The 24,833-nt window shown below is 67.7% G+C and carries 20 protein-coding genes and 10 pseudogenes; 18 read left to right on the top strand and 12 right to left on the bottom strand.

Features of this window, described 5'->3' with window-relative positions:
• Positions 1-228: 228 nt before the first annotated feature.
• The 4 genes and pseudogenes from J7E91_RS13030 (at position 229) to J7E91_RS35900 (ending at position 1,598) form a co-directional block, all read left to right on the top strand.
• The gene (locus tag J7E91_RS13030; protein WP_214902495.1) at positions 229-426 is read left to right on the top strand and encodes a hypothetical protein; all 198 of its coding nucleotides are present in this window, start codon (positions 229-231) and stop codon (positions 424-426) included.
• Between the two features lie 8 nt (positions 427-434).
• Positions 435-731, top strand: a pseudogene (locus tag J7E91_RS35910) (transposase); the annotation flags it as partial.
• A gap of 241 nt (positions 732-972) precedes the next feature.
• Entirely contained in the window at positions 973-1,461 is a 489-nt protein-coding gene (locus J7E91_RS35905) for a hypothetical protein (protein ID WP_251015666.1), read from the top strand.
• On the top strand, positions 1,458-1,598 hold the full coding sequence (locus J7E91_RS35900) for a hypothetical protein (protein WP_251015665.1): 141 nt from the start codon (positions 1,458-1,460) through the stop codon (positions 1,596-1,598). The genes J7E91_RS35905 and J7E91_RS35900 overlap by 4 nt, the downstream gene beginning before the upstream one ends.
• A 543-nt stretch (positions 1,599-2,141) precedes the next feature.
• Here J7E91_RS35900 and glpK read toward each other — a convergent pair.
• Positions 2,142-3,656, bottom strand: a complete 1,515-nt coding sequence (gene glpK, locus J7E91_RS13020; RefSeq protein WP_214902489.1) for a glycerol kinase GlpK — start codon at positions 3,654-3,656, stop codon at positions 2,142-2,144.
• Between the two features lie 42 nt (positions 3,657-3,698).
• Positions 3,699-4,466, bottom strand: a complete 768-nt coding sequence (locus J7E91_RS13015) for an IclR family transcriptional regulator (protein ID WP_214902486.1) — start codon at positions 4,464-4,466, stop codon at positions 3,699-3,701.
• A 171-nt stretch (positions 4,467-4,637) separates the two neighbouring features.
• Between J7E91_RS13015 and J7E91_RS13010 the strand changes: the two genes are divergently transcribed.
• Positions 4,638-5,060, top strand: coding sequence for an ATP-binding protein (locus tag J7E91_RS13010; protein ID WP_214902484.1), 423 nt, complete (start codon positions 4,638-4,640; stop codon positions 5,058-5,060).
• A 32-nt stretch (positions 5,061-5,092) separates the two neighbouring features.
• Here J7E91_RS13010 and J7E91_RS13005 read toward each other — a convergent pair.
• Positions 5,093-5,390: pseudogene (locus J7E91_RS13005) on the bottom strand (DUF2071 domain-containing protein); the annotation flags it as partial.
• Here J7E91_RS13005 and J7E91_RS37285 point away from each other — a divergent pair.
• The gene (locus J7E91_RS37285; protein ID WP_374224698.1) at positions 5,325-5,693 is read left to right on the top strand and encodes a helix-turn-helix domain-containing protein; all 369 of its coding nucleotides are present in this window, start codon (positions 5,325-5,327) and stop codon (positions 5,691-5,693) included. The pseudogene J7E91_RS13005 and the gene J7E91_RS37285 sit on opposite strands and share 66 nt — an antisense overlap.
• Positions 5,690-5,872, top strand: a pseudogene (locus J7E91_RS12995) (IS630 family transposase); the annotation flags it as partial. The gene J7E91_RS37285 and the pseudogene J7E91_RS12995, both read left to right, overlap by 4 nt.
• Before the next feature lie 373 nt (positions 5,873-6,245).
• On the opposite strand, the gene J7E91_RS12990 reads toward J7E91_RS12995, so the two are convergent.
• From J7E91_RS12990 to shc, 6 genes and pseudogenes are all read right to left on the bottom strand, one after another.
• Positions 6,246-6,716, bottom strand: coding sequence for a hypothetical protein (locus tag J7E91_RS12990; protein WP_214902481.1), 471 nt, complete (start codon positions 6,714-6,716; stop codon positions 6,246-6,248).
• Positions 6,683-7,042, bottom strand: coding sequence for a hypothetical protein (locus J7E91_RS12985; RefSeq protein ID WP_214902478.1), 360 nt, complete (start codon positions 7,040-7,042; stop codon positions 6,683-6,685). Before J7E91_RS12985 ends, J7E91_RS12990 begins: the two co-directional genes overlap by 34 nt.
• A pseudogene (locus J7E91_RS12980) lies at positions 7,039-7,598 on the bottom strand (ATP-binding cassette domain-containing protein). The gene J7E91_RS12985 and the pseudogene J7E91_RS12980 overlap by 4 nt, the downstream one beginning before the upstream one ends.
• Positions 7,599-7,697: 99 nt before the next feature.
• Positions 7,698-8,000, bottom strand: a complete 303-nt coding sequence (locus tag J7E91_RS35890; RefSeq protein WP_308376523.1) for a hypothetical protein — start codon at positions 7,998-8,000, stop codon at positions 7,698-7,700.
• A 553-nt stretch (positions 8,001-8,553) separates the two neighbouring features.
• Positions 8,554-9,621 (bottom strand): polyprenyl synthetase family protein, encoded by a 1,068-nt coding sequence (locus J7E91_RS12970; protein WP_214902475.1) that lies wholly within the window; start codon positions 9,619-9,621, stop codon positions 8,554-8,556.
• 83 nt (positions 9,622-9,704) lie between these two features.
• Positions 9,705-11,669 (bottom strand): annotated as a pseudogene (shc, locus tag J7E91_RS37280) (squalene--hopene cyclase).
• 340 nt (positions 11,670-12,009) lie between these two features.
• Here shc and J7E91_RS12960 point away from each other — a divergent pair.
• The 3 genes and pseudogenes from J7E91_RS12960 to J7E91_RS12945 form a co-directional block, all read left to right on the top strand.
• Complete coding sequence (locus J7E91_RS12960; RefSeq protein WP_214902472.1) at positions 12,010-12,228, top strand: hypothetical protein; 219 nt, start codon at positions 12,010-12,012, stop codon at positions 12,226-12,228.
• Positions 12,229-13,166: 938 nt separating this feature from the next.
• Positions 13,167-13,505: a MerR family transcriptional regulator gene (locus tag J7E91_RS12955; protein WP_214902470.1), complete on the top strand. Its 339-nt coding sequence runs from the start codon at positions 13,167-13,169 to the stop codon at positions 13,503-13,505.
• A gap of 266 nt (positions 13,506-13,771) precedes the next feature.
• Positions 13,772-14,685 (top strand): annotated as a pseudogene (locus J7E91_RS12945) (IS3 family transposase); the annotation flags it as partial.
• A 7-nt stretch (positions 14,686-14,692) separates the two neighbouring features.
• On the opposite strand, the gene J7E91_RS12940 reads toward J7E91_RS12945, so the two are convergent.
• On the bottom strand, positions 14,693-16,063 hold the full coding sequence (locus tag J7E91_RS12940; protein ID WP_214902460.1) for an IS30 family transposase: 1,371 nt from the start codon (positions 16,061-16,063) through the stop codon (positions 14,693-14,695).
• 66 nt (positions 16,064-16,129) lie between these two features.
• Between J7E91_RS12940 and J7E91_RS12935 the strand changes: the two are divergent.
• The 7 genes and pseudogenes from J7E91_RS12935 to J7E91_RS12910 all read left to right on the top strand — a co-directional run.
• Positions 16,130-16,426 (top strand): annotated as a pseudogene (locus J7E91_RS12935) (integrase core domain-containing protein); the annotation flags it as partial.
• Entirely contained in the window at positions 16,423-17,214 is a 792-nt protein-coding gene (locus tag J7E91_RS12930) for a hypothetical protein (protein WP_251015595.1), read from the top strand. The pseudogene J7E91_RS12935 and the gene J7E91_RS12930, both read left to right, overlap by 4 nt.
• The gene (locus J7E91_RS37275; protein ID WP_374224687.1) at positions 17,121-17,378 is read left to right on the top strand and encodes a pentapeptide repeat-containing protein; all 258 of its coding nucleotides are present in this window, start codon (positions 17,121-17,123) and stop codon (positions 17,376-17,378) included. The genes J7E91_RS12930 and J7E91_RS37275 overlap by 94 nt, the downstream gene beginning before the upstream one ends.
• A 1,051-nt stretch (positions 17,379-18,429) precedes the next feature.
• Positions 18,430-19,023, top strand: a complete 594-nt coding sequence (locus J7E91_RS12925) for a TetR/AcrR family transcriptional regulator (protein WP_214902457.1) — start codon at positions 18,430-18,432, stop codon at positions 19,021-19,023.
• Positions 19,020-19,856 carry an alpha/beta fold hydrolase gene (locus J7E91_RS12920; RefSeq protein WP_214902454.1) on the top strand — a complete coding sequence of 279 codons (837 nt, stop codon included), beginning with the start codon at positions 19,020-19,022 and terminating at the stop codon, positions 19,854-19,856. Before J7E91_RS12925 ends, J7E91_RS12920 begins: the two co-directional genes overlap by 4 nt.
• Positions 19,857-20,480: 624 nt before the next feature.
• Entirely contained in the window at positions 20,481-20,789 is a 309-nt protein-coding gene (locus J7E91_RS12915) for a hypothetical protein (RefSeq protein ID WP_214902451.1), read from the top strand.
• 73 nt (positions 20,790-20,862) lie between these two features.
• A pseudogene (locus J7E91_RS12910) lies at positions 20,863-21,775 on the top strand (site-specific integrase).
• Positions 21,776-21,833: 58 nt separating this feature from the next.
• Here J7E91_RS12910 and J7E91_RS12905 read toward each other — a convergent pair.
• Positions 21,834-22,913 carry an FAD-dependent monooxygenase gene (locus J7E91_RS12905; RefSeq protein WP_214903374.1) on the bottom strand — a complete coding sequence of 360 codons (1,080 nt, stop codon included), beginning with the start codon at positions 22,911-22,913 and terminating at the stop codon, positions 21,834-21,836.
• A gap of 1,125 nt (positions 22,914-24,038) precedes the next feature.
• A pseudogene (locus J7E91_RS12900) lies at positions 24,039-24,477 on the bottom strand (transposase); the annotation flags it as partial.
• Between the two features lie 97 nt (positions 24,478-24,574).
• Here J7E91_RS12900 and J7E91_RS12895 point away from each other — a divergent pair.
• Positions 24,575-24,833, top strand: a pseudogene (locus J7E91_RS12895) (transposase); the annotation flags it as partial.

The raw sequence follows: 24,833 nt of genomic DNA, 5'->3' as shown, positions 1-24,833 counted from the left end.
TCATCTCAGAGTGGGTGCTGACCGAGTGTGAGGAGATCTTCCTTCTGCTTCCGCATCTCGTGGGGATGCGGGGCGAGTGCATAGAGGTGCGGGACGGCTGCGTGGTAATCGAAGCGTTGACGCCGGAGGACGTGCTCATGCCGTGTCCCGGTTGCGGAGCGCCGTCTGGTCCGGGTGCACAGCCGGTACGGTCGGCGCCTGGCGGACGCACCGTGCAGCGGGCGGGGCGTGGTGATCGAACTGTCGGTGCGCCGGCTGTTCTGTGACAACCGCGAGTGCCAGCGGGTGACCTTCGCCGAGCAGATAGACGGGCTGACCTGCCGTTACGGACGCCGGACGCCTGTCCTGCAGCGCATGCTGGCAGCGCTGGGCTTGGTGCTCACGGCCCGCGCCTGGTGCGTCTGGCGTTGCTGCTCGGCATCGTGATCAGCCGGATGACCGTCCTGCGCGTGGTAATGGCCTTGCCGGACCCTGGCTGGACGACCCCACGAGTGCTCGGCATCGATGAGTTTGCCACCAGGAAGGGCCGCCGTTACGGCACCCTGCTGGTCGACTGTGAGACCCACCAGCCACTTGACCTGCTGCCCGACCGCGACGCGGACAGCGTCGCAACCTGGCTGCGCGAGCACCCCGGCGTCGAGATCATCTGTCGCGAGCGCGCGCAGGTCTTCGCCGACGGCGCCCGCACCGGCGCCCCAAACGCCCAGCACTGCGCGGACAAATGGCACGTCTGGCACAACCTCGCCGAGGCCGTCGAACGCCTCGTCTCCCGCCACCGCGCCCTACTGCGCGACCTGGTCGAAACCGCCCGAGCCCTACCCGCAGCGGAAGTTCCCCGACCGGCTCCGCGACACCCACGCCGCCGTCCGCGCCGAGGTCGAACAGGGCCTGAATCTGCGCGAGATCGCCAGACGACTCGGTCTCGGGCGCAACACCGTCCGCAAGTACGCCCGCGCGGCCAGTCCAGAGGCGATGCTGCAGGGTCAGTGGCAGAACCGGACCAGCAAGCGCGACGCCTTCAAGCCCTACCTCAATCAGCGCATCGCCGAGGACTGCACGAACGTGTCCCGGCTCCACCGCGAGGTGCAAAAACGCGGGGCACGCTGCAGTTACAGCACCCTGCGCGACTACGTCCGGCCGCTACGTCCCGACCGTCGGGCTGCCGGGCGCCCACCGCCCATCGCGAGGCCGCCCTCAGCCCGCGAGGCCACCGGCTGGATCATGCGACACCCGGACCACCTACGCCCGGACGACCAGCAGCAGCTCAAGCACCTGCTGGCCCGCTCAGCCGAGCTCACGGCCGCCGCAGGCCACGTCCGCACCTTCGCGACCATCATGACCAACCGCGAAGGAGACCGGCTGCGGCACTGGATCGCCGACGTCTGCCCGGACGAGCAGTGCGGCCTGCCGGCTTCGCCGCTGGACTGCTACCCGACCTCGACGCCGTCGTCTACGGCATGAGCACCGACTGGTCGTCCGGGCCCGTCGAGGGCCGCGTCAACGACCTGAAAGCCCTCAAGCACAGCATGTTCGGAAGAGCGAAACCGCCGCTGCTGCGCAAGCGGCTCCTCCTGATCGCGGCCAGCCGGCGACCCTAACCCCTGCCGCCTCGGGCCTGGCGGTCCAGGAACTCGATCACTCGCGTTTCCGAACGTAGAAGTCGCTCTCGCTGCTCAGGAGGAAGAGAGGCGAGGAGGTCGACCAGGACTCGCTTCCGCGGGACGTACACCATGTGGCCGGAGTAGATCCTGCAGCCGGAACACCAGGCGAGTCCGATGCAGCGCTCGAACATGGAGGACTCGGGTGGATGGAAGCGATACGGGTACGAGCAGGCGGGCGTTCCGCAGGCGGCGCAGACTCGTCGATCACCGTCGGGAATCGTGTCCCAGCTCCCGACCTTCCGCCAGTGCTGTCGCCCGGCCGGTGCTCTTCAAGTCGTCATGCCGAGCATCCTCCCTCACAGAGATTTGCCCAGCACAGCTGTCCGAGGAAGATTCCGGCCGACCACAGACCGTAACTCCCTCGTGATCACATTCACGGAATCCGTGCCTGAACCCGATCACCCTGCCGAAATCACGTACGGGGTCTGGAAGGCTGCCTTCGACCGGCTCACGGTCTTCGCCGGAGGCGCGGTGTGCGCATCAAGGGCCGTTCGGCCGTCTTATCCATCCCAGGGACCGCTCGACGGCCCGTTGCCAGTTTTCGTACTCCGACGCACGCCGCGCGGGGTCCATGTCCGGCAGCCATTGGGCCGCTCGGTGCCAGTTGCGCCGCAGGACTTCCAGGTCCGCCCAGTAACCGGCGGCCAGCCCGGCGGCGTAGGCGGCGCCCAATGAGACGGTCTCAACGGCCATGGGCCGCACCACCGGCACGTCGAGGACGTCTGCCAGGATCTGCATGAGGAGGTTGTCGGATGTCATGCCACCGTCGACCTTGAGCTCCTTCAGGGTGAGCGACGAGTCGGCGTTCATGGCGTCGACGACCTCGCGCGTCTGCCAGCCGGTGGCTTCCAGCGCGGCCCTGGCCAGGTGTCCCTTGGTGACGTACGAGGTGAGGCCGACGATGACGCCGCGTGCGTCGCTGCGCCAGTGGGGTGCGAACAGGCCGGAGAACGCCGGGACGATGTAGCAGCCGCCGTTGTCCTCCACGGTGCGCGCCAGGGTTTCGATGCCCGGTGCGCTGCTGATCAGTTCGAGACGGTCGCGGAACCACTGGACCAGGGCCCCTGTGACGGCGATCGGTCCTTCGAGCGCGTAGACCGCGGGCTGATCGCCGATCTTGTACGCAACGGTGGTGAGCAGTCCGTTGCGGGACCGTACGACGTCGGTGCCGGTGTTGAGCATCAGGAAGCTGCCGGTTCCGTACGTGCACTTCGCCTCCCCCGGGGAGAAGCAGGTCTGCCCGAAGAGCGCGGCCTGCTGATCGCCGAGCGCGGCCGTGATGGGTATGCCCGGAAGCACCGAGCGGTCCTCACCGTATCTTTCCGCCGAGGACCGGATCTCGGGCAGCATGGCGCGCGGGACCCCGAAGAACTCCAGCAGTTCCTCGTCCCATTGGAGCGTGCGCATGTTCATGAGCATCGTGCGGCTGGCGTTTGTCGCGTCGGTGAGGTGACGGCCGCCCGCCGCCCCACCGGTCAGGTTCCAGATCAGCCAGGTCTCCATCGTGCCGAACAGCACCTCGCCGTCCGTGGCCCGCTGTTCCAGACCGGCCACATGGTCGAACAGCCAGCGGATCCGTGGCGCGGAGAAGTAGGTCGAGGGCGGCAGGCCGCAGCGCGCCATGAAGAAGTCGCCGCCGGGGTGATTCCTGAGGTCCTCGACGAGCGGAGCAGTGCGGGTGTCCTGCCAGACGATCGCTCTGCCCAGCGGGGTGCCGGTCCGCCGGTCCCAGAGCACCGTCGTCTCGCGCTGGTTCGCGATGCCCAGGGCGGAGACCGCTTCGACGGGGAGGCCGGCACCGGACAGGGCCTCGGGCACGATGCGCCGCAGATTGCGCCAGATCTCCAGGGCGTCGTGCTCGACCCAGCCGGGCCTCGGGAAATACTGCTGGTGCTCGCGCTGGGCGACCGACACCAACCGCCCGCTGTGGTCGAACAGGATGCAACGGGTGGAAGTGGTGCCCTGGTCAATGGACATCACATACCGTCCGACCATGATCCGGACCTCCTTCCGACGCGTCGGGAAACTCGCGGGGACTTACCACCGGGCAGCCCCCAGGTCTCGTGAGATCGCCCGGGCGGCCTCACGGAGTAGCGTGATCAGCCTGGGTTCGGGCCGGCCCCTGGCATCACAGATCCGCTCGACCGGGCCGGACAGGCCGATGGCGCCCACCGAGAGGCCGCCGTGCCCCCTGATGGGCGCGGCGACGCCGGCGTCGCCCATGCTCATCTCCTGGACCTCGGCGGCCCAGCCGTTCTCCCTGATCTCGACGAGTGCCCGGGCGAGCTCCTTGGGGTCGGCCAGGGTGTGCCGGGTGTACGCCTCCAAACCGGTACCGAGCGCCGACTCCACGTTCGCCGTGCCGAACGCCAGCAGGACCTTGCCGAGCGAGGAGGCGTGCAGGGGCAGAAGCGCACCGACGTCGAGGGTCTGAAGCGTGTCGTCCGGCCGGAAAACGTGGTGGATGATGAGGACCCTGCCCTCCAGAGGGGTGCCCAGGCGTACCGCCTCGCCGCTGCGGGCGGCCAGGGCGTCGGCCCAGTTGATGGAGCGCGAGCGCAGTTCGTTGACATCCAGGTAACTGCTTCCGAGGTGCAGCAAGGCCGCCCCGAGCTGGTATTTTCCCGTCGCCGCGTCCTGCTCCACGAAATCCACGTGCTGGAGGGTGCGCAGAATGCCGTGGGTGGTGCCCTTCGCCAGTCCCAGCGACGCGGCCACCTCGCCCAGTCCGAGCCGACGAGGACCGCCGGCGAGCAGGCGGAGAATTGCCGCCGCCCGTTCGATCGACTGGACGGGACCGGCCATACCGCGATTCTAGGTCCGCTTCACCGGCCCACATGGGGCATCGTGCGGTGATTTTTACCAATCTCGGCTGCCGTTCGGTAATGCCGACCGCAGTTCGTTGACGTGATTCTTATCGCTTCATAGCGTGTCTGGTGCCCGACATCCATCGGCACCGCTCGTCAAGGAGGGCAGATGACCGCTCTGCTCCACACCGTCGGCCCCGCACCGGTCGATCACGTCTGCCCCGTACCTCACGCCTCGGGGGCCGTAGCTGCCGTACGCGGACGGCTCCGCACCGTATTCGCCGAGTGGGGCCTTTCCCCCGATGTCACCATGGACGCGCTCGTGGTGGTGTCGGAGCTGCTGACCAATGCACTCGTCCACGCCCTGCCACCGGCGACGCTGCGGTTGTCGTGGGTCCGCGTCGACGAACGCAGAGCTCTGCGCGTCGAAGTGACCGACGCGGGCCCCTCGCTCCCGGCCGACGGTGGGACTTCCCCGGACCCGGACGAGCACGGCCGGGGAATCGCCATCGTCACCGCTCTCTCAGCCCGTTGCGGCATACGGATCCACCCCGGCGGGATCACTCGCTGGGCGGATCTCCACGCAGCCTAGGCGGACCGACCCGCTCACCATTGTCCCAAGGGTCACCGCGTACCGGATCTGAACCGGAAGAACCCGCGCCCAGCAGACCGGCCGCCCCTACGCCGATCAGCAGCGCACCGAGGAAGACGGGCGCAGAGCCGGGAGGCCCCGAGGCGCACATGCCTGACTCCTTGCGAGAAATGCACCACGGGCTCGGTGAGGGGGGAGGCCTGCCGCGGTGGTCAGCGTCTCCTCAAGCACGTCAACAGTGGCGTCGGACAACGGCCAGGGCTCGTGCTCGACAGGCGTCTCCCAGATCGTGCCGAACCGGCGCGTGTACGCCCGCCAGCGCGAGGTCAGCCGTTACGACTCCGGGCGGCCGAGCGGTTCGCCCGGGGTGAGGCGAGCTCGCTGATCGCCAAGGAGTTGCGCGTCAGTGTCCGGTCGGTGCAGCGATGGCGGCAGGCGTGGGACGAGGGCGGTCCGCGAGCTCTGGGATCGCAGGGGCCGGTGTCACTGCCGAGGCTGAGCCTGCCCGCCGGGCCATGGAACGAAATGACGATGCTGTCGCTGGGTGGGTCAAGGCGGTGTGGCCCTGCGCGGAAGACTCGCGGCGGCGTGGAGCCTGGCTGGTCTTCGAAGACGAAGCCGGATTCTCCATGACGCCGCCGCACGCCAAGACCTGGGGCAGGCGAGGCCGCACGCCAGTGGTCAGGGTCCGCGGCCGCTCCCGCAGACGAATATCCATCGCCGCACTGACCTGCTACAAGCCCGGCCACAGATTCCGGCTGATCTACCGGCCCCGCCGGGACGACGGCCGGCGCGACGGACGCAAGAGCTTCGAGCCGGTACGGGGCTGAATGCACAGCTCGGTCCCCTCCGGTGCGACGGAGCTTCACCGTGACAGTCACGTCGGCGGCGCGGAGCAGAGATCCCTCGAACTGGCACCGGGAGGGATACACCCTGCTGCGGGGTGACGTAAGGACCATCCACCACCTCAGCACCGTGAGACGCAGTTGTGGCGTTCGCGAAACCGTAACAGCGGCATGATCCTGGAGAACGAGCACCCAGCGGCAAGCCCGCAAGCAGGGGAACAGCCCAATTGTGGGGGAGACGGGGTCGAGCTCCCACTCAACAGCGTCAGCTACTTATGCCCCCGCGACGGAAGCCGGTGCCGTCGAACTCGCGCAGCGTGTCGCCGCGGTGCTGCTGCGGTCACCGGCGAGGAGCTTTGACATCCGCGTCTGTGGCGATCCGGCAGTGGGAGCGGGTCCGCGCATGGAAGGCAAGCAGAGCCAGCGCACTGGTTGAGGCAGCCCGGGCGAACGAGAGAAGACCGTAAGGCCAGGAGGTGAAGGAGGTGAACGCTGCGGCCAGCGCAACCTGGCACGCACCGTACAGAGGAAGCGCGCTCAGACCGGCCAGGTCGGCAACGTTGAGGACCGGGTTCTGCAGTCCGGTGTCGACCAGGCTGAGCATGATGATGAGGAAGAAGCCCTCCAGCTCGCCACGTACCAACGAGCCGAGCAGGAGGCCGATGCCGCCGTACACGAGGCCGGCGCCGAGAACGGCGAGGGCCAATGGCATCAACTGGTTCACCGGCAGTGAGCTTCGGAGCACGGCCGTGCTGTACACGGCGATGAGGGTGGCGATCAGGGTGACGGCGGTGACCTTGGCGAGCAGCATCTTAACCGTGGGTAGCCGGCCAGTACGAGTCGGCGGTCCATCTCCCCGGCTTTGAAGGTCTCCATGAACGACGAGGAACCAGTGACCAAGGTGACAGCGGCGAGGGCGTTGACCACCTGGCCGACGTGATTCGCCGGGGCGGCGTAGACATCGGTGCTCACGGAGTGCAGGGAGAAGCGTACGGCTCGGTCCGGCGCGCACAGGCGCGCCACGATGATCCAGGCGGGGATGAATGCGACCGCCAAGAGCACCGCCATACGGCTGCGCAGGTGGCCGAGGAGAGTGCAGCGCAACATCTCAGTGAACGCGGCCAGGTGAAAGGTCATCTGGTGGGCATCTCCAAGTCGAGGCGGCCGTCGCTTAGGTGTCCGACCACGTCGAAGTGGTGCAGGTCGTGCAGCAGATGTGAGACCACGACGATGGAGTGGCCCCGGCCACGCAGCTGAGCGGCGAGTGACCAGAAACGCTGATGAGTGTCCCAGTCGAAGCCCTGGTACGGCTCGTCGAGCACCAGTAGCTGCGGATCGTGCATGAGAGCGAGCACGAGGTTCAGCTTCTGCCGCGTCCCCCCGCTGAGCTCCCCGGCTCGCTATTGCCCGCAGTCGGCGAACGCCAGGAGGTTCAACAACTCATGGGCGCGCGTGAGAGTCGGCAGCCGGTGGGCCACCTGGAAGAGCCGAAGGTGCTGCATGACGGTGAACGAGTCGTTCAGCACGGCCTGCTGCGGGCAGTACCCCGCCTTGCCGGTGCGCACTACCGTGCCGCGGTCGGGCGCCAGGTGTCCCATGGCGATCCGGAGTAGTGTGCTCTTGCCCGTGCCGTTCTCGCCGACGATGCCGATCAGTGCCCCGGGGGGACGTCGAGGTCGGCGCCGCGCAGAATCTGTCTGCGGCCGTACGCCTTCCATACGTTGCTGATCCGCGGCCGTGATTGCCGTTGCGCGTGTTGCGTGGGCTTTGCGGGCACGTCGAGCCCTTTCGGTCAGCGAAGTGTGTAGATGGAAGCGGCGAGGGCGAGGGTGTACCACTGCTCCACCAGCCGATAGCTGCGCTGGTCCTGCTTCTGTCCACGCAACAGCACCACCCGGACGGACAGCAGGAGGCTCAGACTGCCCAGGAGCACGTCCGTGGCGATGATCCACCACTGCGGGCCGGCGGGCGCCATGAGGAAGTGGTGGATGGCTGCGGGACCGATGGCGAAGCCGGTGCACAGGAAGATTCGGGTGCGTGTCTCTCCGAAGACCAAAGGCATGGTGGAGCGGTGGACCGCGCGGTCGCCGGTGATGTCGCGGAGGTCCCCTGCCCAGCCAGTGTCGGCCCCAGCCGTACTCGTGCTGGAGCAGGGAGAGGATCTGCCACATCAGGGCCCACTCCAGAACACCGAGCCAGTACCCGTACAGGGGGAACAGGATCCGGACGGCGATCAGGCGCAGCTGGGCGCCCCGGATGCTGCTCTGGCCGGTGACCAGGGGCCGGAAGGGCTTGTTGACGCGGTCCTCTTCGACGCCGACGAGTTGGTTGGCCAGGGTGTGTTCGTAGACGAACAGCCAGAAGTAAAGTGCGCCTGTGGCCAGGGTGATCGCGGCTTCGGGCGCGGACAGCCGGGCGTGGACGACGGCCGCCATGACGAAGCAGGTCGCGGGAAAGATGGTGGTCCAGCGGTCGGCGCTGATGAAGAGCCAGCTCAGGCGGATCTCACGCCAGGCGGTCTGCAACACCGTCGTGGGTGCGGTCGTCGTCGTGGTCATCGCTGTGGGCTCCGTGCTCCGTGCTCCGTGGTCGGCAGGCGGTGGACGGCCGGGTCATCTCCTGGTGCCAGCCGCTGGCTGGGCCGGGGTTCAGGCCGTGCGGTGTACGACTGCCTCCGCGACATCCTTCAGCGTGCGGGTGGCGTTGGGCGGGAACGGTGCGGAGGCCAGGGAGTCCAGGGCTTGGTGGTATCTCTCCTCGATCATTCGCTCGACCGCGGTCCGAGCTCCGGTGTCGGTGAGGAGATCGCGGATCTCGGTAGCTTCCTGCTCTCCGAGATCGGGATCGCCGATCAGTTCACGCAGCCGACTCGCCTGGGCCGGGCCGCAGGCGCGCAGGGCATGGACGACGAGGCTGGTGCACTTGCCCTCGCGGAGATCATCCAGGCGCGATTTGCCCATCCGGTCCGGGTCCCCGAACACGCCGAGCACGTCGTCCCGGAGCTGGAACGCCTCGCCAAGGGGTACTCCGTAGGCGGTGCAGGCTTGCATGACCTCCCGCCCAGCACCAGCGAGGGCCGCTCCCACCTGCAAGGGGCGTTCGATGGTGTATTTGGCGGTCTTATAGCGGATGATGCTCATCATCGTCTCGACGCTGGCGTGCAGGTCGCCGGTGGTCAGCAGGTCCAGGTGCTGGCCGGCGATCAATTCGCTCCGTGCGCGGTCGACGCAGCGCAGTACGGTGGCCCGGTGAGCGTCGGGCATGGGCGTGGTGTGCAGCAACTCGTCGGACCAGACGAGATCGAGGTCACCCATAAGAATCGCTCCGCCGACCCCGTACTGTTGCGCCGTCCACGGTGCGTGGTGCCGGTCGGCCGGCGCCCGGTGGACCGTGGGGCGCCCGCGGCGGCTGTCGGACGCGTCCATGATGTCGTCGTGAATGAGTGCGCAGGTGTGCGCCAGTCCGATGGAGGCGGCCAGCCTGACGGCCCGCGCGGTATCGCCCTGCCCCCCTGCCGCGACCCATCCGGTCACGCACAGCAGAGGACGGACCCTCTTTCCGCCGGACATGAAGTCGCGCAGCATGAGGGTGAGCACCGACTGGTGAGGCACAGAAGTGCTCTGTGCCTTTTCCGCCAGGAACTCGAACAACAGGTTGTCGATCGCGGTACGCGGCGCGAAGAAGTCGGACTCGACCGCCAACGTTTCAGCACTCATGGCAAGACACCTTTTCTAAGGAGGCCGATCACTGCTCCGGCCTGGTCGCGTCACATCGGAGCCGGCCCACCGGCCATCGCAACTCAGTGGCCTTTGCGCAGGACGTAGCGGCCCAGCGCCATCAAGGGGAAGACGTGCCGGTAGTAGTCGTAGTGGACGGCCACGGCCCGGGGAACGAGCGTGCCGGTGAAGTGCGGTTCCTCCCAGGTGCCGTGATCCGTCTGCTGTTCGGTCAGCCAGTGCACTCCGGACCAGACCGTGGCGTTGTCGTGTTCTCCCGCTGCGAGCAGCGCGAGCAGACCCCAGGCGGTCTGCGAAGGGGTGGACGGCCCGCGGCCGGTGCAGGTCGGATCGGCATACGACTGCCAGCCCTCGCCCCAGCCGCCATCCGCGTTCTGCGTCGACGTCAGCCAGGTGACGGCGCGCCGGACGGCAACATGGCCACAAGGGACTCCGGCGGCGATGAGGGCGGGAACGACACAATCGGTGCCGTAGATGTGGTTCACGCCCCAGCGCCCGTACCAGGCACCGTTTGCTTCCTGCTGGTCGAGCAGCCAGTGGACGGCACGGCGGGTACGGGGGTCGCGCTCCATCCCGAGGGCGGCCAGCATCTCCACCACGTGGGCGGTGACGTCGGCGGTGGGGCGGATCGGCGCAGAACTCACGGAAGTCGAAGAAGGGGACCTTACCGGGAAGGATGCTGGTGTTGTCCGCATCGAAGGCCCCCCATCCGCCGTTGCGGCTTTGCATGCCGAGGCACCACCGCACCGCCCTGCTCACCGCTTCGTCGATGCGTTTCCGAACGGGGGAGCTGACACGGCGCAGTGCGAGGACCACCTCTGAGGTGTCGTCGGTGTCGGGGTAGTTCTGATTGTGAAACTGGAAGGACCAGCCGCCGGGAGCCAGCCAGGGCCGCCGTACGGCCCAGTCACCAGGCCGGTCGGTCTGCCGGGTGCGCAACCAGTCGGCGGCTTTGACCAGCGCTGGGTGGTCGGTGGCCAGGCCGGCATCCAGCAAGGCGGTGGAGGACAGACAGGTATCCCAAACGGGGCTGTGGACGGTCTGCAACGCCCGCATACCGTTCTCGGGCCACGTGACGCAGTCCTCCAAGACCCCAGGCGGCCTTGAGCACCGGATGGTCCGACGGGCAACCGTGCAGGTGAAGAGCAAGAATTACCCACGTCGTCATCGGAGTGCACGCACCCCAACTGCCATCCCGCTCCTGACGCTTCAGGAGCCAGCGAGCGCAAGCGTTCATCGCGGTTTTGCGTACCGGTCGGGGGATGCTCTTGCAGCAAGTACGCACAGAAGCGTTCAGATGCTAAAAGACCTTCTCCCAGCCGCTGATCGGTGCTGGCGTCGGCCTGCGCACGGAAGCGTCGGATGTAGCAAAGAGCTCGTCGATGCTGAAGGGAGCCGGACGCACAGGCTTTGCGCGCTGATGATGCTCAGAGAGACGAGCGCCAGACGCATGATGGCGCTGAAGGAATAGATGTTCAAGGGCGCCCACTTGGGCAGGACAGTGGTTTCCGGTGGGACTACGGGAAGATCGTTCCAGTCCCACCGGCCGAACATGGCGAGCCAAACACGTGCTGTCAGCTGGCTGGCCGCAACACCACCCTGCTCGCGTACCCACGCCGCACACCGGAGCATGTGCTCCTCATGCGGGCTGTCCCCGGCGAGCCGGAGAGCCACATACGCCTGAATCGTGGTCCCCAGATGGCCCGCCCCTTCGAAGACGAGGGGCCAGGAACCGTCCGCGCCCTGCTGGCAACGGATCCATCGGCCACTCCCAAACGCTCGTCCAGCACACCCAGCAAGTAACGCAGGAAAAGATCACGGGCGTCATAACTCACGTCCGTTTTGAAAGGACCTTTCCACCACCCCTCGCCATGCTGCCGGGCCAGCAAGTCATTCGCGGCCCGCATCATCGCTCGCCGAGCCGCTTCCTCTGTCGGGCTGGACGCGGAGAAAGCGAATGTCACGTCGGCCACCCCTGCGGGGTCCTGGCCTTCCGCGTGCGGCGCACCGCCAGCCGAATTCGTCATGGCACTCCTAGGTGATCGAGCCCGTGCACGCCGCGGGTTCTGCGAAAAGCATGCGGATACCGCGACAATCACTGCCGCTGGCCTCTGCGTCGCCATCTGCCGGGGGCGGTATCGAGCCTTCCGTTTCTTTCCCGGCCCGCACATCCTCCGTACGAGTTTGGTAGGGGCGCGAGGAGTCACTGCACTTGACTTGGGCTGCGCCGTCGGCTCCTGTGCGTGTTAAAGCCATGAGAGGGACTTCATACTGCACGGTTCGAATGACGCTCCCCGCCGGCTGGCGTATCGGCTTGGACCGCGCAGCGCCGCGAGGCGTACGCCAACGACCTGGGCGCCCACTTCGGTGGTCGGCGTCACCGCCCGCTCCAACCGCAGCAAGTCCGACCAGGGCTTCGGCACCTGGATGCCGCCCGTTGGTGAATTCCACTGCCAGTACGCCGCGGAATGGACCGCGCCCAAGCTCCGCTGGAACGTCGCCGTCGACCGGCAGGAACAGGCCGAGCTGCTCGACCTTGCCGGGCAGTGCCCGACCACGGAGGTCCACTTCGGCCCCGCCCAGTAGTAGAAACGGGCACCCCTGACGGGGCTTCCAAGGCTGGGTCAGGCTCCGGCCTGGTCGGGCTGGGCGGGGCCGGTGCGGCGGCTGCCCCGGGGAAAATAGCTGGTCGTGGCGGGTCTGGACCGGTCCGGATCGCTTGGGGGCTGTCGGACATCAGGGACTGTTGGCTGCCGGCGCAAAGTATCTCTACCTCTCAAGAGCGGAAATCTATGCCCGTCGGAGTAGACATTGGGTGGTGGTGTGGTTATGGTTTCTCTCGTAGCCCAGAGAGACCGCAGGGCCTGGCAGGGACGAACTGCCGGGAAGCAGTACCGCAGTTGCAGTTCGCAGAGCGGTGCGGTGGTGGAGTGTCGAAGCCAGGGTTGTTGCAAGACGGCGACGGGACTGACGACCGGACCGGGTGGCCCGCAGTGATCAGGGGCCGCCGTGAGCAGTACCGCAGATAGAGCAGTTCGTAGTACCCAGCAGTGAAGTCAGTGAGCAGCACCTCGGTGAAGGCGTCGGCTGCGGGCGCGCGCACCGGGAGGTTCGGCAGTGGGGTTCTAAGCCAGAGTAGACGCAGGACGGGCGACGGGGCTGGCTGCCGAAGAGTGGCGCTTCGTGGGCCACTGAGCAGTTCGCATCACCGGTAGTACGCAGTAGAGCAGTACGCAGTACCCCGCTTGGTAAGCAGTTGATCCCAGAGGGAAGAAACGGAGGAACCAGGCGCCATCAGGATCGCCCGGGCGGAAGTCTTGAGCCCGGGTACCGCAGGACATCGATAGTGAGGTGGTCTCCGGTCAAGCAACCGCGATCCCCGCACCCCCGACAGCATCTCGGTCGGGTCTGCGGACACAGAAGGCCGGTGCAGTACCAGGGTCGGCAGATGGTGTAGCAGTTCCTTCGGGGCCCTGGTGCCGTACGGCACCAGGGCCCCTCCACGCGTTCCATAGAGAGGTGCAATGACCGCAGACGACTCCTACGACCGCCTCGACGACGATGACTATCCCGCCTACACCATGGGCCGTGCCGCCGACATGCTCGGCACCACACCGAACTTCCTCCGCGCCCTCGGCGAAGCCCGCCTCATCACCCCGCTCCGCTCCGAGGGCGGACACCGCCGCTACTCCCGCTACCAGCTGCGCATCGCCGCCCGGGCCCGGGAACTCGTCGACCAGGGCACCCCCATCGAGGCCGCGTGCCGCATCGTCATCCTCGAAGACCAGCTCGAAGAAGCCCAGCGCATCAACGCCGAACACCGCCGCACCGCCGAAGTGACGAACCCAATGGCCGCGGCCTGAGACGACTGAGACCCGCAAACTTGCCCCAGCGCTTCGCGGCTGACGCCCACATAGTCTGCCCGGAACGCAAAGCGTTCCGGGCAACTTCGTCGTTGTGGTCCTGGGGCCGTCGCTGACCTGCGCACGGAGAGCCACTCTCATGAGTGTTCATCTGTGAGAGTGCTGCGAGAGCCTACTGCTTGGGGCCCGGCAGCCCTTGAGGAGACCCCCGCGGTGTGGACACACCTGACAATGGATCTTGTTGATCCTGGAAGGTGTAGATCCACGTGGCAAGGCCCTCGAAGTACAGTGCGGAGTTCCGGTCTGACGCGATCGCGTTGTGGCGGGCTTCGGCCGGCAGGCGGACGTTCAGAGACGTCGCGGCCGATCTGAACGTCAACCCCGAGACGCTGCGGACCTGGGTGCGTGACGCCGACGACCGCCCGGCCGCCTCCAGTGCGTCGCAGGACACTGAGGCCGAGCTGGCCCGGCTGCGGGCGGAGAACGCCAGGCTGGCCAAGGCGGAAAAGGAATGGCAGCTCGAGCGGGAGATCCTGCGACGGGCAGCCGCCTATTTTGCCCGGGAGATGAAGTGAAGACCGCCGCTTGGGACTTCGTCTCCGCCCACGCCGAGATGTTCGGCATCAAGCGGATATGCCGGGTGCTGGAAGTCTCCCGCTCGGGCTACTACCGGTGGATCGCCGACGCCCAGGCGCGGGCGGAGCGGCAGGGTGCCGAGGACGCCCTGGTCGAGGAGATCCGCGAAATCCATGCCGAACACCGCGGTAACTACGGTGCCCTTCGAGTCCATGCTGAACTGCGCGGCTTCGACCACACGGTCAACCACAAACGGGTGGCCAGGCTGATGCGCAAGCACGGCATCATCGGCCGCCACCTGCGGAAGAAGAAGCGCACCACGATCCCGGACCGCGTCGCGCCGCCGGTAGCGGACCTGGTCCAGCGGGACTTCACCGCTGGCGCGCTGGACGAGAAGTGGTGCGGCGACATCACATACGTGCAGGTCGGAGCCGCGTGGCTCTACCTCGCCTGCGTCATCGACATCCGGTCGCGCCGGGTACTCGGCTGGTCGATGGCCCCGCACATGCGGGCCGAGCTCGTCATCGACGCGCTCCAGGCCGCGGTCGCGGCCCGCGGCGGGCAAGCCGCCGGAGTGATCTTCCACGCGGACCGCGGATCGCAAGGCGGATTCAACCAGTCGTAGCAACGCCGGGGTGCGCTGATTGTAGATGTTCGTCGAGGGCCTCCGCGGGTGTCTTCCAACCGAGGGTTTTGCGGGGACGGGAGTTGAGGACCGCGGCGATGGCGGTCAGCTCGTCGGTGCCCCATCGGGACAAGTCGGTGCCCTTGGGAAAATACTGACGTAGCAGCCCGTTGGTGTTCTCGTTCGTGGCGCGCTGCCAGGGAGAGTGCGGGTCCGCGAAGTAGACCGGTAGTCCAGTCTCGACCGTGAGCTGGGCGTGAGCGGAGAGCTCCTTCCCGCGATCCCAGGTCAGTGATCGGCGAAGCTGGTCGGGCAAGGTGGCCATCGTGGTGGCCAGGGCGTCCTTCATGGCCACGGCGCCGTAGCCGGCCAGCGCAGGCCCGTTCTTGGTGCGCGGGATCGTGCCGTAGCCCTCGGCCCGTGGCAGGTGAACCAGCATCGTGTAACGGGTAGTGCGCTCCACGAGCGTGCCGACCGCCGACCGGTTCAGCCCGATGATCAGGTCACCTTCCCAGTGGCCAGGCACCGCACGGTCGGTAGCTTCCGCGGGCCGCTGGCTAATCAACACCTCCGCGGTGACGTGACCGCCCGACTTGCTACGGCTCCTCGCCCGTGGAACACGCAGCGCGCGGCCGGTGCGCAGGCAGGCCACGAGCTCACGCTTGAGGCCGCCGCGGCTCTCGACGTAAAGGGCCTGGTAGATCGCTTCGTGGCTGATCCGCATGGACTCGTCCTCAGGAAAATCGATCTTCAGTCGGGCTGAGATCTGCTCCGGGCTCCAGGCATTCGCCCACTGACGATCATTGCGATGCGGCTTGTTGCGTCCCTTCCACTCGGGCACCTGCGGACCGGGAAGCGCCCTACCGTCCGGGGCTCGGATCACGCCCAGCAAGCGGTCCTGGACATACTCCCGCAGTCGCTCGTTCGCGGCCAGTTTGGCCTCCTTGGGGCGCCCTGCCACCAGGTCGGCCTTCCACTGCGCGACCGAGGCCCGGTACTCGAGTCTGCCGCCACGGGTGGCTGCGTTGCGCCGCAGTTCCCGGGAGATCGTCGATGGTGACCGGCCCAGCCGTCCGGCGATGTCCCGTATCCCGGCGCCCTGCACGCGTAGTAGAGCGATCTCCTCCCGTTCGGCGAACGAGAGATAGCGGCCCGAGACGGTCAGGTTGATCTGCGGCATCCCGCCAGCGTGCCGGAACCACCGCGTCCCCACCGCTGGCGCGGCTCCGACAGCGACCGCCGCATCCTCACTGGTCAGCCCCTTGGTGATCTCGCCCCAGAACAGCCGCTCGATCTCTCGCCGAGTCGAGGGCCGCCCCGGCGACTTCATCGGTGATCGACGCGTCAACTCCGCCATCCAACCCGCTGGTCGTCCCACAACACACCTCTCTGATCAGGAGTGTTGCTACGACTGGTTGAACCCGGTCAATATACGTCCACCGCGTTCGCCCAGGTCTGCAACCGGTATGGCATCCGCAGGAGCATGGGCAGGGTCGGCTCGAGCTACGACAACGCCCTGGCCGAGAGCTTCTGGCAGGGGCTGAAGCGAGAAACGATGCACGGGAAACTGTTCGCGACGATGCGACAGGCGAGGCTGGAGATCTTTCAGTGGCTCACCTACTACAACGCCCGCCGACGCCACAGCGCGCTCGCCTACCTCTCCCCGATGGAGTTCGAACAGCAGTACCACAAGACAGATAAACTCTCACTCGCAGCATGAACCCCTGTGTCCACACTCCGGGGGTCACCTCACCTGGGCTCTGGTCCCGCTGCCTGGCGAGGGCGACGACGGCTGGCCGGGACAGCGGGCCGGCCGTTCTGGGAGCGGTGCTCGTCGTCCTGCCGGGTGTGGTGGTCGACCACGATCTCGCCGGGGCGAGCGTCGCCGCGCAGGACCGGCTGAAAGCGGTGAACGACGTCCGTACGACACTTCTGCAGGCCGTGGGCGGCATGGTCGTGCTGTTCGGTGCGTACGCCACCTGGCGGCAACTACGCGTCAGCCAGGACGGCTTGCGCGCCACCCAGGAGGGTTATGTCACCGACCGGTTCAGCACGGCCGTCGATCAGCTCGGCAGTGACAAGCTGGAAACACGCATTGGCGGGCTCCACGCGCTGTGGCGGATCGCGGAGCACCCCGCCCGCGACCGGGAGGCCGTCATCTCCATCCAGGGTGCTTACCTGCGTACCCACCTGCCCTGGCCGCCCGCTGGACCGGGAGCTCCAGCGGCGGACGTGCCCGTCAACGACGTCGTGCCGCTGGAGGTCCGTGCCGCCGACGCCCAGGTGGCGCTGACCGGGCTCGGCGTGTTGTTGTTGCAACCTCGGGAGCAGTCCTGGGTCAACCTCAGCGTCACGGACCTGCGCCGGGCCGACTGCGACGGGCTGTGGCTGCACGAGGTCAACCTCGACCTGTCGTGCGCGAGGCGAACCTGCGCAAGGCCGACGCAGGCGGCGCTGTCTTCCGCCGTGCCGACCTGCGCCTGGCCGACTTGCGTGGCTCCGACTTGAGCACGGCCGACCTTCTCCAGACACGTCTGACCGGCGCCGCTGTTTGCGCGGGGCGTCCAGGTCATTGGGCAGCATCTGGTCGATCAACGGCTTGTACGCATACAGCCGTGTCCCACGAGGCCGTGGTCTCTTCCGGGGCTCCGGCCAGACCGACTCCCCGGTAGGACATCCTTGCCCGGGCATCACGGCGGATCGCCGCGTACAGATCGACCTTGGACTTCGGTGGCGCCATGCGCTGCCTCGAGGTCGGACGTCGTCGACCTGGCGGCGTCGCGGTAGCGCACCGGCAACCGGATGATGCGGGCGCTTTGGGCGCCGTGGCGCTTTGGCGAGCAGACGGTGGAGGCGTACGAAGGCCCGATGAGCCGGCCCGGGCGGGCGGAGAACCTGGGCCGGCCACATTCGAGCAGAACTCATGCCCCGCGTGTGTGCTGCTTTCCAACGGCTGCGTTCCAGCCGTTCACGGCACTGCCGCACCCCAGGCGGCTGGGCGGGTAATGGACCCCCCATTGAATCCATCACGGTTTCCCCAACGCCCTCCTGATCAAGCCAAGTTGGGGGAAACCCCGGTTGGGGTGCGAACCGGGGACGTGATGAGCGGATCAGCAGTGATTCCGGCACAGCGGTGCGTCGCGGCACACGAAAAGGACTCGGCACCATGCGAGGGTCCACGTTGCGCCGTGACGATCGTCGACTGCGACGGGACCGAGATAACTGGCTGTCTTTGCCACGCGGCTCGCTTTCTGGCGACCCGCCCTGGCGCGCGTCTTCACCCCCTCGCCGCCGTGTTCCCCTGGGCAGTGGATGTCTATTGCAAGGCGGCAGAACTGCCCCCCTTCCTGTGGGAGATAGGTCTGTAGACAGGTTTTGCCACCTTCGACACGGTCAGGTGCGGGCGTCTACGCCGCTCGTGATCCGCCTGCGAGTGTGAGCAGTGTCAGTGGCCAGTTCTGATTCCCCGCTGGCTGCCACTTAGCGGGGAGCTATCTGGCCGCGATTGTCGCAGTGGGTGATCAGCATGGCGAAGCCCAGGCGGCAATGCACGCCGAGCGCCGACGAGGCTGACTGGCCGCAGACGGAGAGGCACATCCGACCGTGGCCTGGCACACGGTGAGCCATCCGCAACAGCAGTACCGGCGTGAGTGATGCCTCCCATTTGTAATTCCTAGGACCTATAGGTTAAAACTAGGGGTCTTAGGATCATGAGGAGGGCGCATGGCGCGGGCAGGGCTGACGGCGGAGCGGGTGACGATCGCGGGCGCCGAGCTGGCGGACGAGGTCGGGCTCGACCAGGTGACCATGTCGCAGGTGGCGCGGCGACTCGGCGTGAAGGACGCGAGCCTCTACACGCATGTCCGCGGCCTGGAGGATCTGCGCGGACGGATCGCGCTTCTGGCGGCGGACGAGAAGAGCATCCGTATCGCGGAGGCGACCTCCGGACAGGCGGGCAAGGACGCGCTGCTCGCGTTTGCCGACGCATGGCGGGAGTATGCCCACCAGCATCCGGGCCGCTACACGGCGACGCAGACCCCGATCCGGATCGACCCCGAGCTGGCCGCAAAAGCGGCCGGACCGCGGCGCGCGGTCGAGCTGACCTACGGCATGCTGCGCGGCTATGGACTGGCCGAGCCCGACCTGACCGACGCGGTCCGGTTGCTGCGCAGCACGTTCCACGGATTCGTTGCCTTGGAGGCCGCAGGCGGGTTCGCGCACGAGCGTTCGCCGCAGCAGTCCTGGGTCCGCGCCCTCGACGCCCTCCACACCCTCCTGGAGCACTGGCCCCCGTCCCGAGAAGGAGACTCCGCATGACCGACCCGACCATCGGCAGCCTGCGCGTGAACGGCGCGACCCTGCACTATGAAGTGCGCGGCCACGGCCCGCTCCTGCTCCTGATTCCCGGAGGAACGGGCGGCGCGGCCTCTTTCGACGGCATCGCCGACGACCTGGCCGCCGAATACACCGTCGCGACCTACGACCCGCGCGGCATGTCCCGAAGCACGCTGGACGACCCCGAGGCCGAGCAGCGCGTGGCCGAACACGCCGACGACGCCTTGCGGATACTGGACCTGCTGTCGCCCGATGAGCCCGCCCGGGTGTTCGGTTCCAGCTCGGGCGCGATCGCCGCCCTGCACCTGCTCACCGCCCATCCCGAACGCATCGAACGCCTCGTGGCACACGAGCCGCCGGTCGTGGAGGTCCTTCCAGACGCCCCCGAACACCGCGCGCTCATCGCACGCGTACAGGCAACCTTCCACACAGAGGGGCTCATGCCGGCGATGGCCGTGCTCGCCGCGGGTCTGAAGAAGGACGGCGACACCACCGAGCCGAAGGCCGAGATCAAGCTTCCACCGCAGGCAGCGGCACGGGTTGAGCGGACGATGACCAACCTGCCCTACTTCGTTGGGCGCATCGTGCCGAGCTTCATGTCCTACGCCCCGGACCTCCACCGGCTGGAGGCACTGTCGAACCGGCTCGTGCTCGCCTGCGGCCAGGGCTCACGCGGCGAGCTGCCCTACCGTCCGGCCGCCTTCCTGGCCGAGCGTCTCAGCACGGAACTCCGGCACTTCCCCGGCGGGCACACCGGCCTGACCACGCACCCCGCCGAGTTCGGCGAACTCCTCCGGAAGGCCTTCCGGGCCTGAACCCGAATCAAACTCGCCCGGGCCGACGCCCACCGAAGATGGTCACTGAACGTCACATCCGCAACTGGCCGTTGTGGGGAGATCCTCGTGGCCGCTGTCAGAACAGCCCGGCGTCGACCTGGCTCATGCCCTACGGCGGCCCAGGGACGGCGAAGAATGACGGCGCCCGTGCGGCGAAGCCCAAGCGCCACGCTTGCCCGTGTCGTCCGTCGCGGTGGCCTTGACCCGATGGCCGGGGGAAGCGTCACCGCCCTGATCGCCGAGCGGGACTGGCCGAGCAGGTCGCAGCAGTCGGGTACGGCCCCTGGCGGGCAGCGGCACACGAGCGCGGTCGCCCCCGACTCTGCAGAGCGGACAGCAACCTCTATCCCTTCTTCACCCACTTCAACGGCGGTGACCAGGACGTTGTCGACCGGCTGAAAACAGCAGCCCCCGCTGCGAGACCTGGCTGATCCTGCCGTTTTTCCAGCGCTCTTTCCGGCGCACAGTGGAGTGGAGCCAGCCGGCTCACCGGCGAGAGGAGGCGCCATGGTCTACGCACCGCGTCGCGCGCGCAGGACTACAGTCCGTGCTGGCAAGCGCCTTGGGCCGTGCACATATTCAACTTCCGTAGTATGTGCGTTCATGTTCACAGGGTCAGCGGGGCTGCTGCCCGTGCTGGGCTTGACCGGCGGCTTGCAACACCCGGCGCCCGCCCTGGCCGCCTACTGCACACTTACGGCCATCGTGAGCGTGCACGCGCATCTTCATGCAGCACCATTTATCGCCGCGGTGTGCTGGCTGTTCTACGACGGCTTCGTGATTCACCAGCAGGGCGAGCTGGCATGGGACGGCCTCGCCGATGTGAACCGGATGGGACTCCTCATCAGCGCCTCACTCCTCGGAACGGTGACGGCTCGCCTCAACCGCGCACTTCGCTACCGGCGTGCATAACAGGCGTGGCCACAGCAGCGCCGACGAGGTGGTCGAGGGCACATGAGCGGTGGTCGGGGCTTGATGAACATCCATGTCAGATCGTGCGCTCGGCAACCCGAACACGGTCCGGAACTATGGGATCGAGGTCGGCAAGACCGCCGAACGGCTCGGCGAGGCTCGGTCGCTGGCGTCGGTCGCGGACTGCGAGATCGGTGACGCTCTGGAACTGCTGTGGGGCACCGCGGCGGTGAACACGTGGAACTCCCGTCGGGCGGGGGCGCTGTCCTGGCTCGGCGGGTGCCGGGAGCACGGCTACGACGGTCCGATGGTCCCGGCCTGGGTGAAGCGGCTGACGGTGCCGGACTCCGAGACCCCGGCCCGCTCGAAGATGGCGATCGACCGGCTGACCGCGCGGCGCGAGGTTCACCTGCGAGAGAAGACGCTGTGGCGGATGCTGTACGAGACCGCCGCCCGCGCGGGAGAGATCCTCGGCGTGAACATCGAGGGCCTGGACTTCGCCGGGCGCCGCTGCCCGGTCAAGGCGAAGGGCGCCCCGAGCAAGGCCCGCCGCCGGGGCCAGACGCGCGAGGACTTCGTTATGGAGCCCGTGTACTGGGACGCCGGCACTGCCCGGCTGCTGCCCCGGCTCTTCAAGGGCCGCACCACGGGCCGGTGTTCGTCACCCACCGCCGCCCGGGCCGGGTAAACTCGTCAGCCCGCGCGACGTCTGCCCAGACACCGGGCTGGCCCGCCTCTCGTACGGGCAGGCCCGCGCGCTACTGGACGAACACACCGCGGTGCGCGGGCCCCGAACGGGCTGGGACCTGCACGAGTACCGCCACTCCTCCCTGACCCACCTCGGTGAACAGGGCGGGTCGCTGCTGATGCTCATGGCGAAGTCCCGGCACAAGAAGCCGGAGAACGTCCGCCGCTACTTCAAGCCATCCCCGGAGGCGATCGCCGAGCTGACCAGCCTGCTGGCCCCTGGCGACAGCAGGCGCTGAGCGCGGGAGCGGTTCTGTGCTGTTCCTTCCTGCTTGGATGTCCGTTCGGGGTGGGGGATCAGCTGTCCAGTGAGAGTGCGTTCTTGGCGTGCGCGGCGGATTCTTCCGAGGCGGGTCCGCCGGGATTCTCGGTGGCCAGTGCCTGGTTGAGGGTGACGAAGGGGCGCATCCGCCTCTCGTAGCGGGCATACGCGATGCGGTGGTCGCCGTTGGCTCGGGCAAGGCAGTCGGCCAGCACGTGGGCGCCGACGAGGGCCAGGCTGGTGCCCTGCCCCGAGAGGGGGGAAGGGCAGTAGCCGGCGTCTCCGAGCAGGGTCACCCGGCCCCGCGACCACGGGTCCATGCGGATCTGGGCCATGGCGTCGCAGTAGAAGTCGGGCGCCTTCCGGGCGGCCTCGGCCAGGCGAGTCCCTTCCCACCGCATCGACGCGAGCTTGTCCACGACGAGCCGCCGCAGGGCGCCGCCGTCGCGGAGATCGTGGGTGAGAGGGGCGGACTCGAAGCCGAAGGCGATCCTGAGTTCGGTGTTGCTGCGTACGGGCATGATGCCGAACCCCATGTCGCCGTCCCGCAGCCACATCTGCCAGTCGTCCAGGGCGAGGAAGTTGTCCGCGCTGAACAACGAGAGGTAGCTGCCCAGGTGGTGGGCGAAACGCTCCTCCGGACCGAAGGCCAGGCGTCGTACGGTGGAGTGGAGGCCGTCGGCCCCGACCACGAGGTCGAAGGTGCGGGACGGCCCGTGCGCGAAGTCGACGCGCACGCCGGTCCCGTCCTCGTCGAGTGCGGTGATGCTGTCGCCGAAGAGGTACTCGACGCCTGCGCGCGTGTGCTCGTACACCATCCGTACCAGGTCCTCGCGCAGCACCTCGATGTCTTCGCTGTCGAGTCGGCCGCTGCTGAAGGTCGCCTCGGTGGAGCGGTCGACCTCGTGGCCGTCGGGGTCGAGGATCGACATGCCGCGCATCCGGGTCCGTACGCGGCTTGCCTGCTCCAGCAGGCCCATCCGCTCCACGACTTCGAGCGCGACGCCGCGGATGTCCACCGCTTGGCCGCCGGGGCGTTGGCCCGGGGCGCGTTCGACGACGGTGGGGGCGAAGCCGTGGCGGCGCAGCCAGTAGGCGAGGACGGGCCCGGCGATTCCGCCGCCGGAGAACGGTTGTCCGCCATGGCAACCTGCGAACCCCGTCTGACGGCAGAAACCGTGGAGAGCCCGTTGGCGTTGAGAGGCGCACGGCGGGTTCGGCGAGAGGTTTCGGAGAAACGAGCTGGGAGCAATCCCGGCACCGCGCTCCGGGCCTACTGGGCGACGCGTGTGGTGGAGCTGACGCGGCCCGCCACCGTGTGTCATTCCGTGGTCGGTCTACGCGGGGGCAGGGCGGGACAGACCAGTGAGGGTCGTACCAGCGGTCGGGGCCGGTGAGGCCGAGTAGCCGTACCGCGTGGAGCAGGTGCTCGGAAGCATGCTGGGCCCGCAGCCGGGCGGGGGCATGGCGGATCATCCAGGTGGTGAGCTCCACCCGTGTCTCCTCCGCATCGTCCTCGTCCCGGTCGGTACGCCAGGGAAGTTCGTCCATCAGCAGGTCGTACTCCCAGACGTCCAGCGTTTCGGCCAGGTGTTGGTTGGCCGTGGGATGGCGCTGCTGTCCCCAGACGGAGAGCCATGGCGTGAGCGTGCAGGCTGCCTCGGTGCACACAACGAGAACTCCGTGGGCGAGCACGGCAGGATGCGCGTCGTTGAGGGTGTGTGCCCACCAGGCGTGCAGGAACTCCCAAACCGCTCGGGCCTGAGGGGCGGGCCATTGCTGCCACTCGCCGGCAGCGAACACGAACCCGGCGTTCCCCAGAGAGCTGACGGGGTGGATGGAGCCGCTGACCAGAGCCGTCGCGAACTGTGGGAGGACGCGGCACAAGACGGCCGCGCGGTGCCCCCAGTCGGTCGTTTGCCAGGTGCGGTTCAGGAGGTCGGCGTCAAGCTCCACATCCGCCGTTTTCAACAGCTTGAGCTCTTCCGCGCTGCCCCAGTGGCAGTCGCACTGGCGCTCATCCGGGTGGGCGGTCATCTCCTGAAAGGCCACGGCCAAAGCGTCCAGCGCGTCGTCAAGACGCAAGCGGGTCTCATCAATGTTCATCGCAGGATCGCCCTTCGAGGACTCCGGGCGGCTCCCACCGGCCGAAGATCCCCAATCTACCGGCCACTCCACGCCGTCTGAGCGGAGGGTTCGCCGCTGATTGCGTTCTCACCGGTGACCGCGTCACAAGATCAGCGACCGACCCGGATCGGGGCCTGGCTGTCGTGCAGGTTCGCCGCAGAGATTCCGACGGACAGGGGCAGACCGGTCCGCTCGGTGATCAAGTGGATCTTCGAGCCGTACTTACCCCGGTCGATAGGATTTGGACCTGTCAGGTCCCCCCTTTCAAGGCCCGCATGTTCACCGAGTCGATCGCGCAGCAGGACCACTCCAACTCGCCGCGCGAGCCGAGCTCGTCGAGGACCAGGCGGTGGTGTTTGGCCCTCACTCTGGCCTTCGTCCACTCAGTAAGCGCCTGTGGGGCGTCGCCCCCGACGGTCCGAACGATGCTGACGGCAACTGCTGCCACGTGCACCCCGACGTGGCCACGAGCACGATCGCAGCCAGCACCTCCCGGTTCCCATGCCGGCGTCGGCCACCACCCTGAGGCCGCGACGACGCCTCCGGCACCATCCGCTGGAACAGCTCCCACAACTCATCCGGCACCAGCCCGCTCAACAATCCCCACCACCGCCCGCAGCCTGCCGAACTAGCCAAATGAGATGACTTCTTATTCGTCATGGTCACCCCGGCCGACATCACCGAACGCACAGCGGCGAAGGAAATGCTCTTCCGGCTGCGGCTGCTGCACCCCGAGATCACCACCGTCTGGGCCGACTCTGCCTATGCCGGACAGCTCGTGAGCTGGGCGAAGACATACCTGAACCTGACGATCAAGACCGTCAGCCGCCCGATGCCCCCCTGGGTTCGTAGTCCTGCCCCGGCGTTGGGTCGTCGAACGCTCCCAGTGCGCCACGAGGCGCTCTGTT

Origin of the sequence: Streptomyces sp. ISL-99 (assembly GCF_018614005.1) — a bacterium.
Classification (GTDB): Bacteria; Actinomycetota; Actinomycetes; order Streptomycetales; family Streptomycetaceae; genus Streptomyces; species Streptomyces flavidovirens.
The sequence above is the reverse complement of the archived record's forward strand: the minus strand, read 5'-3'. Positions and strand labels throughout refer to the sequence as shown.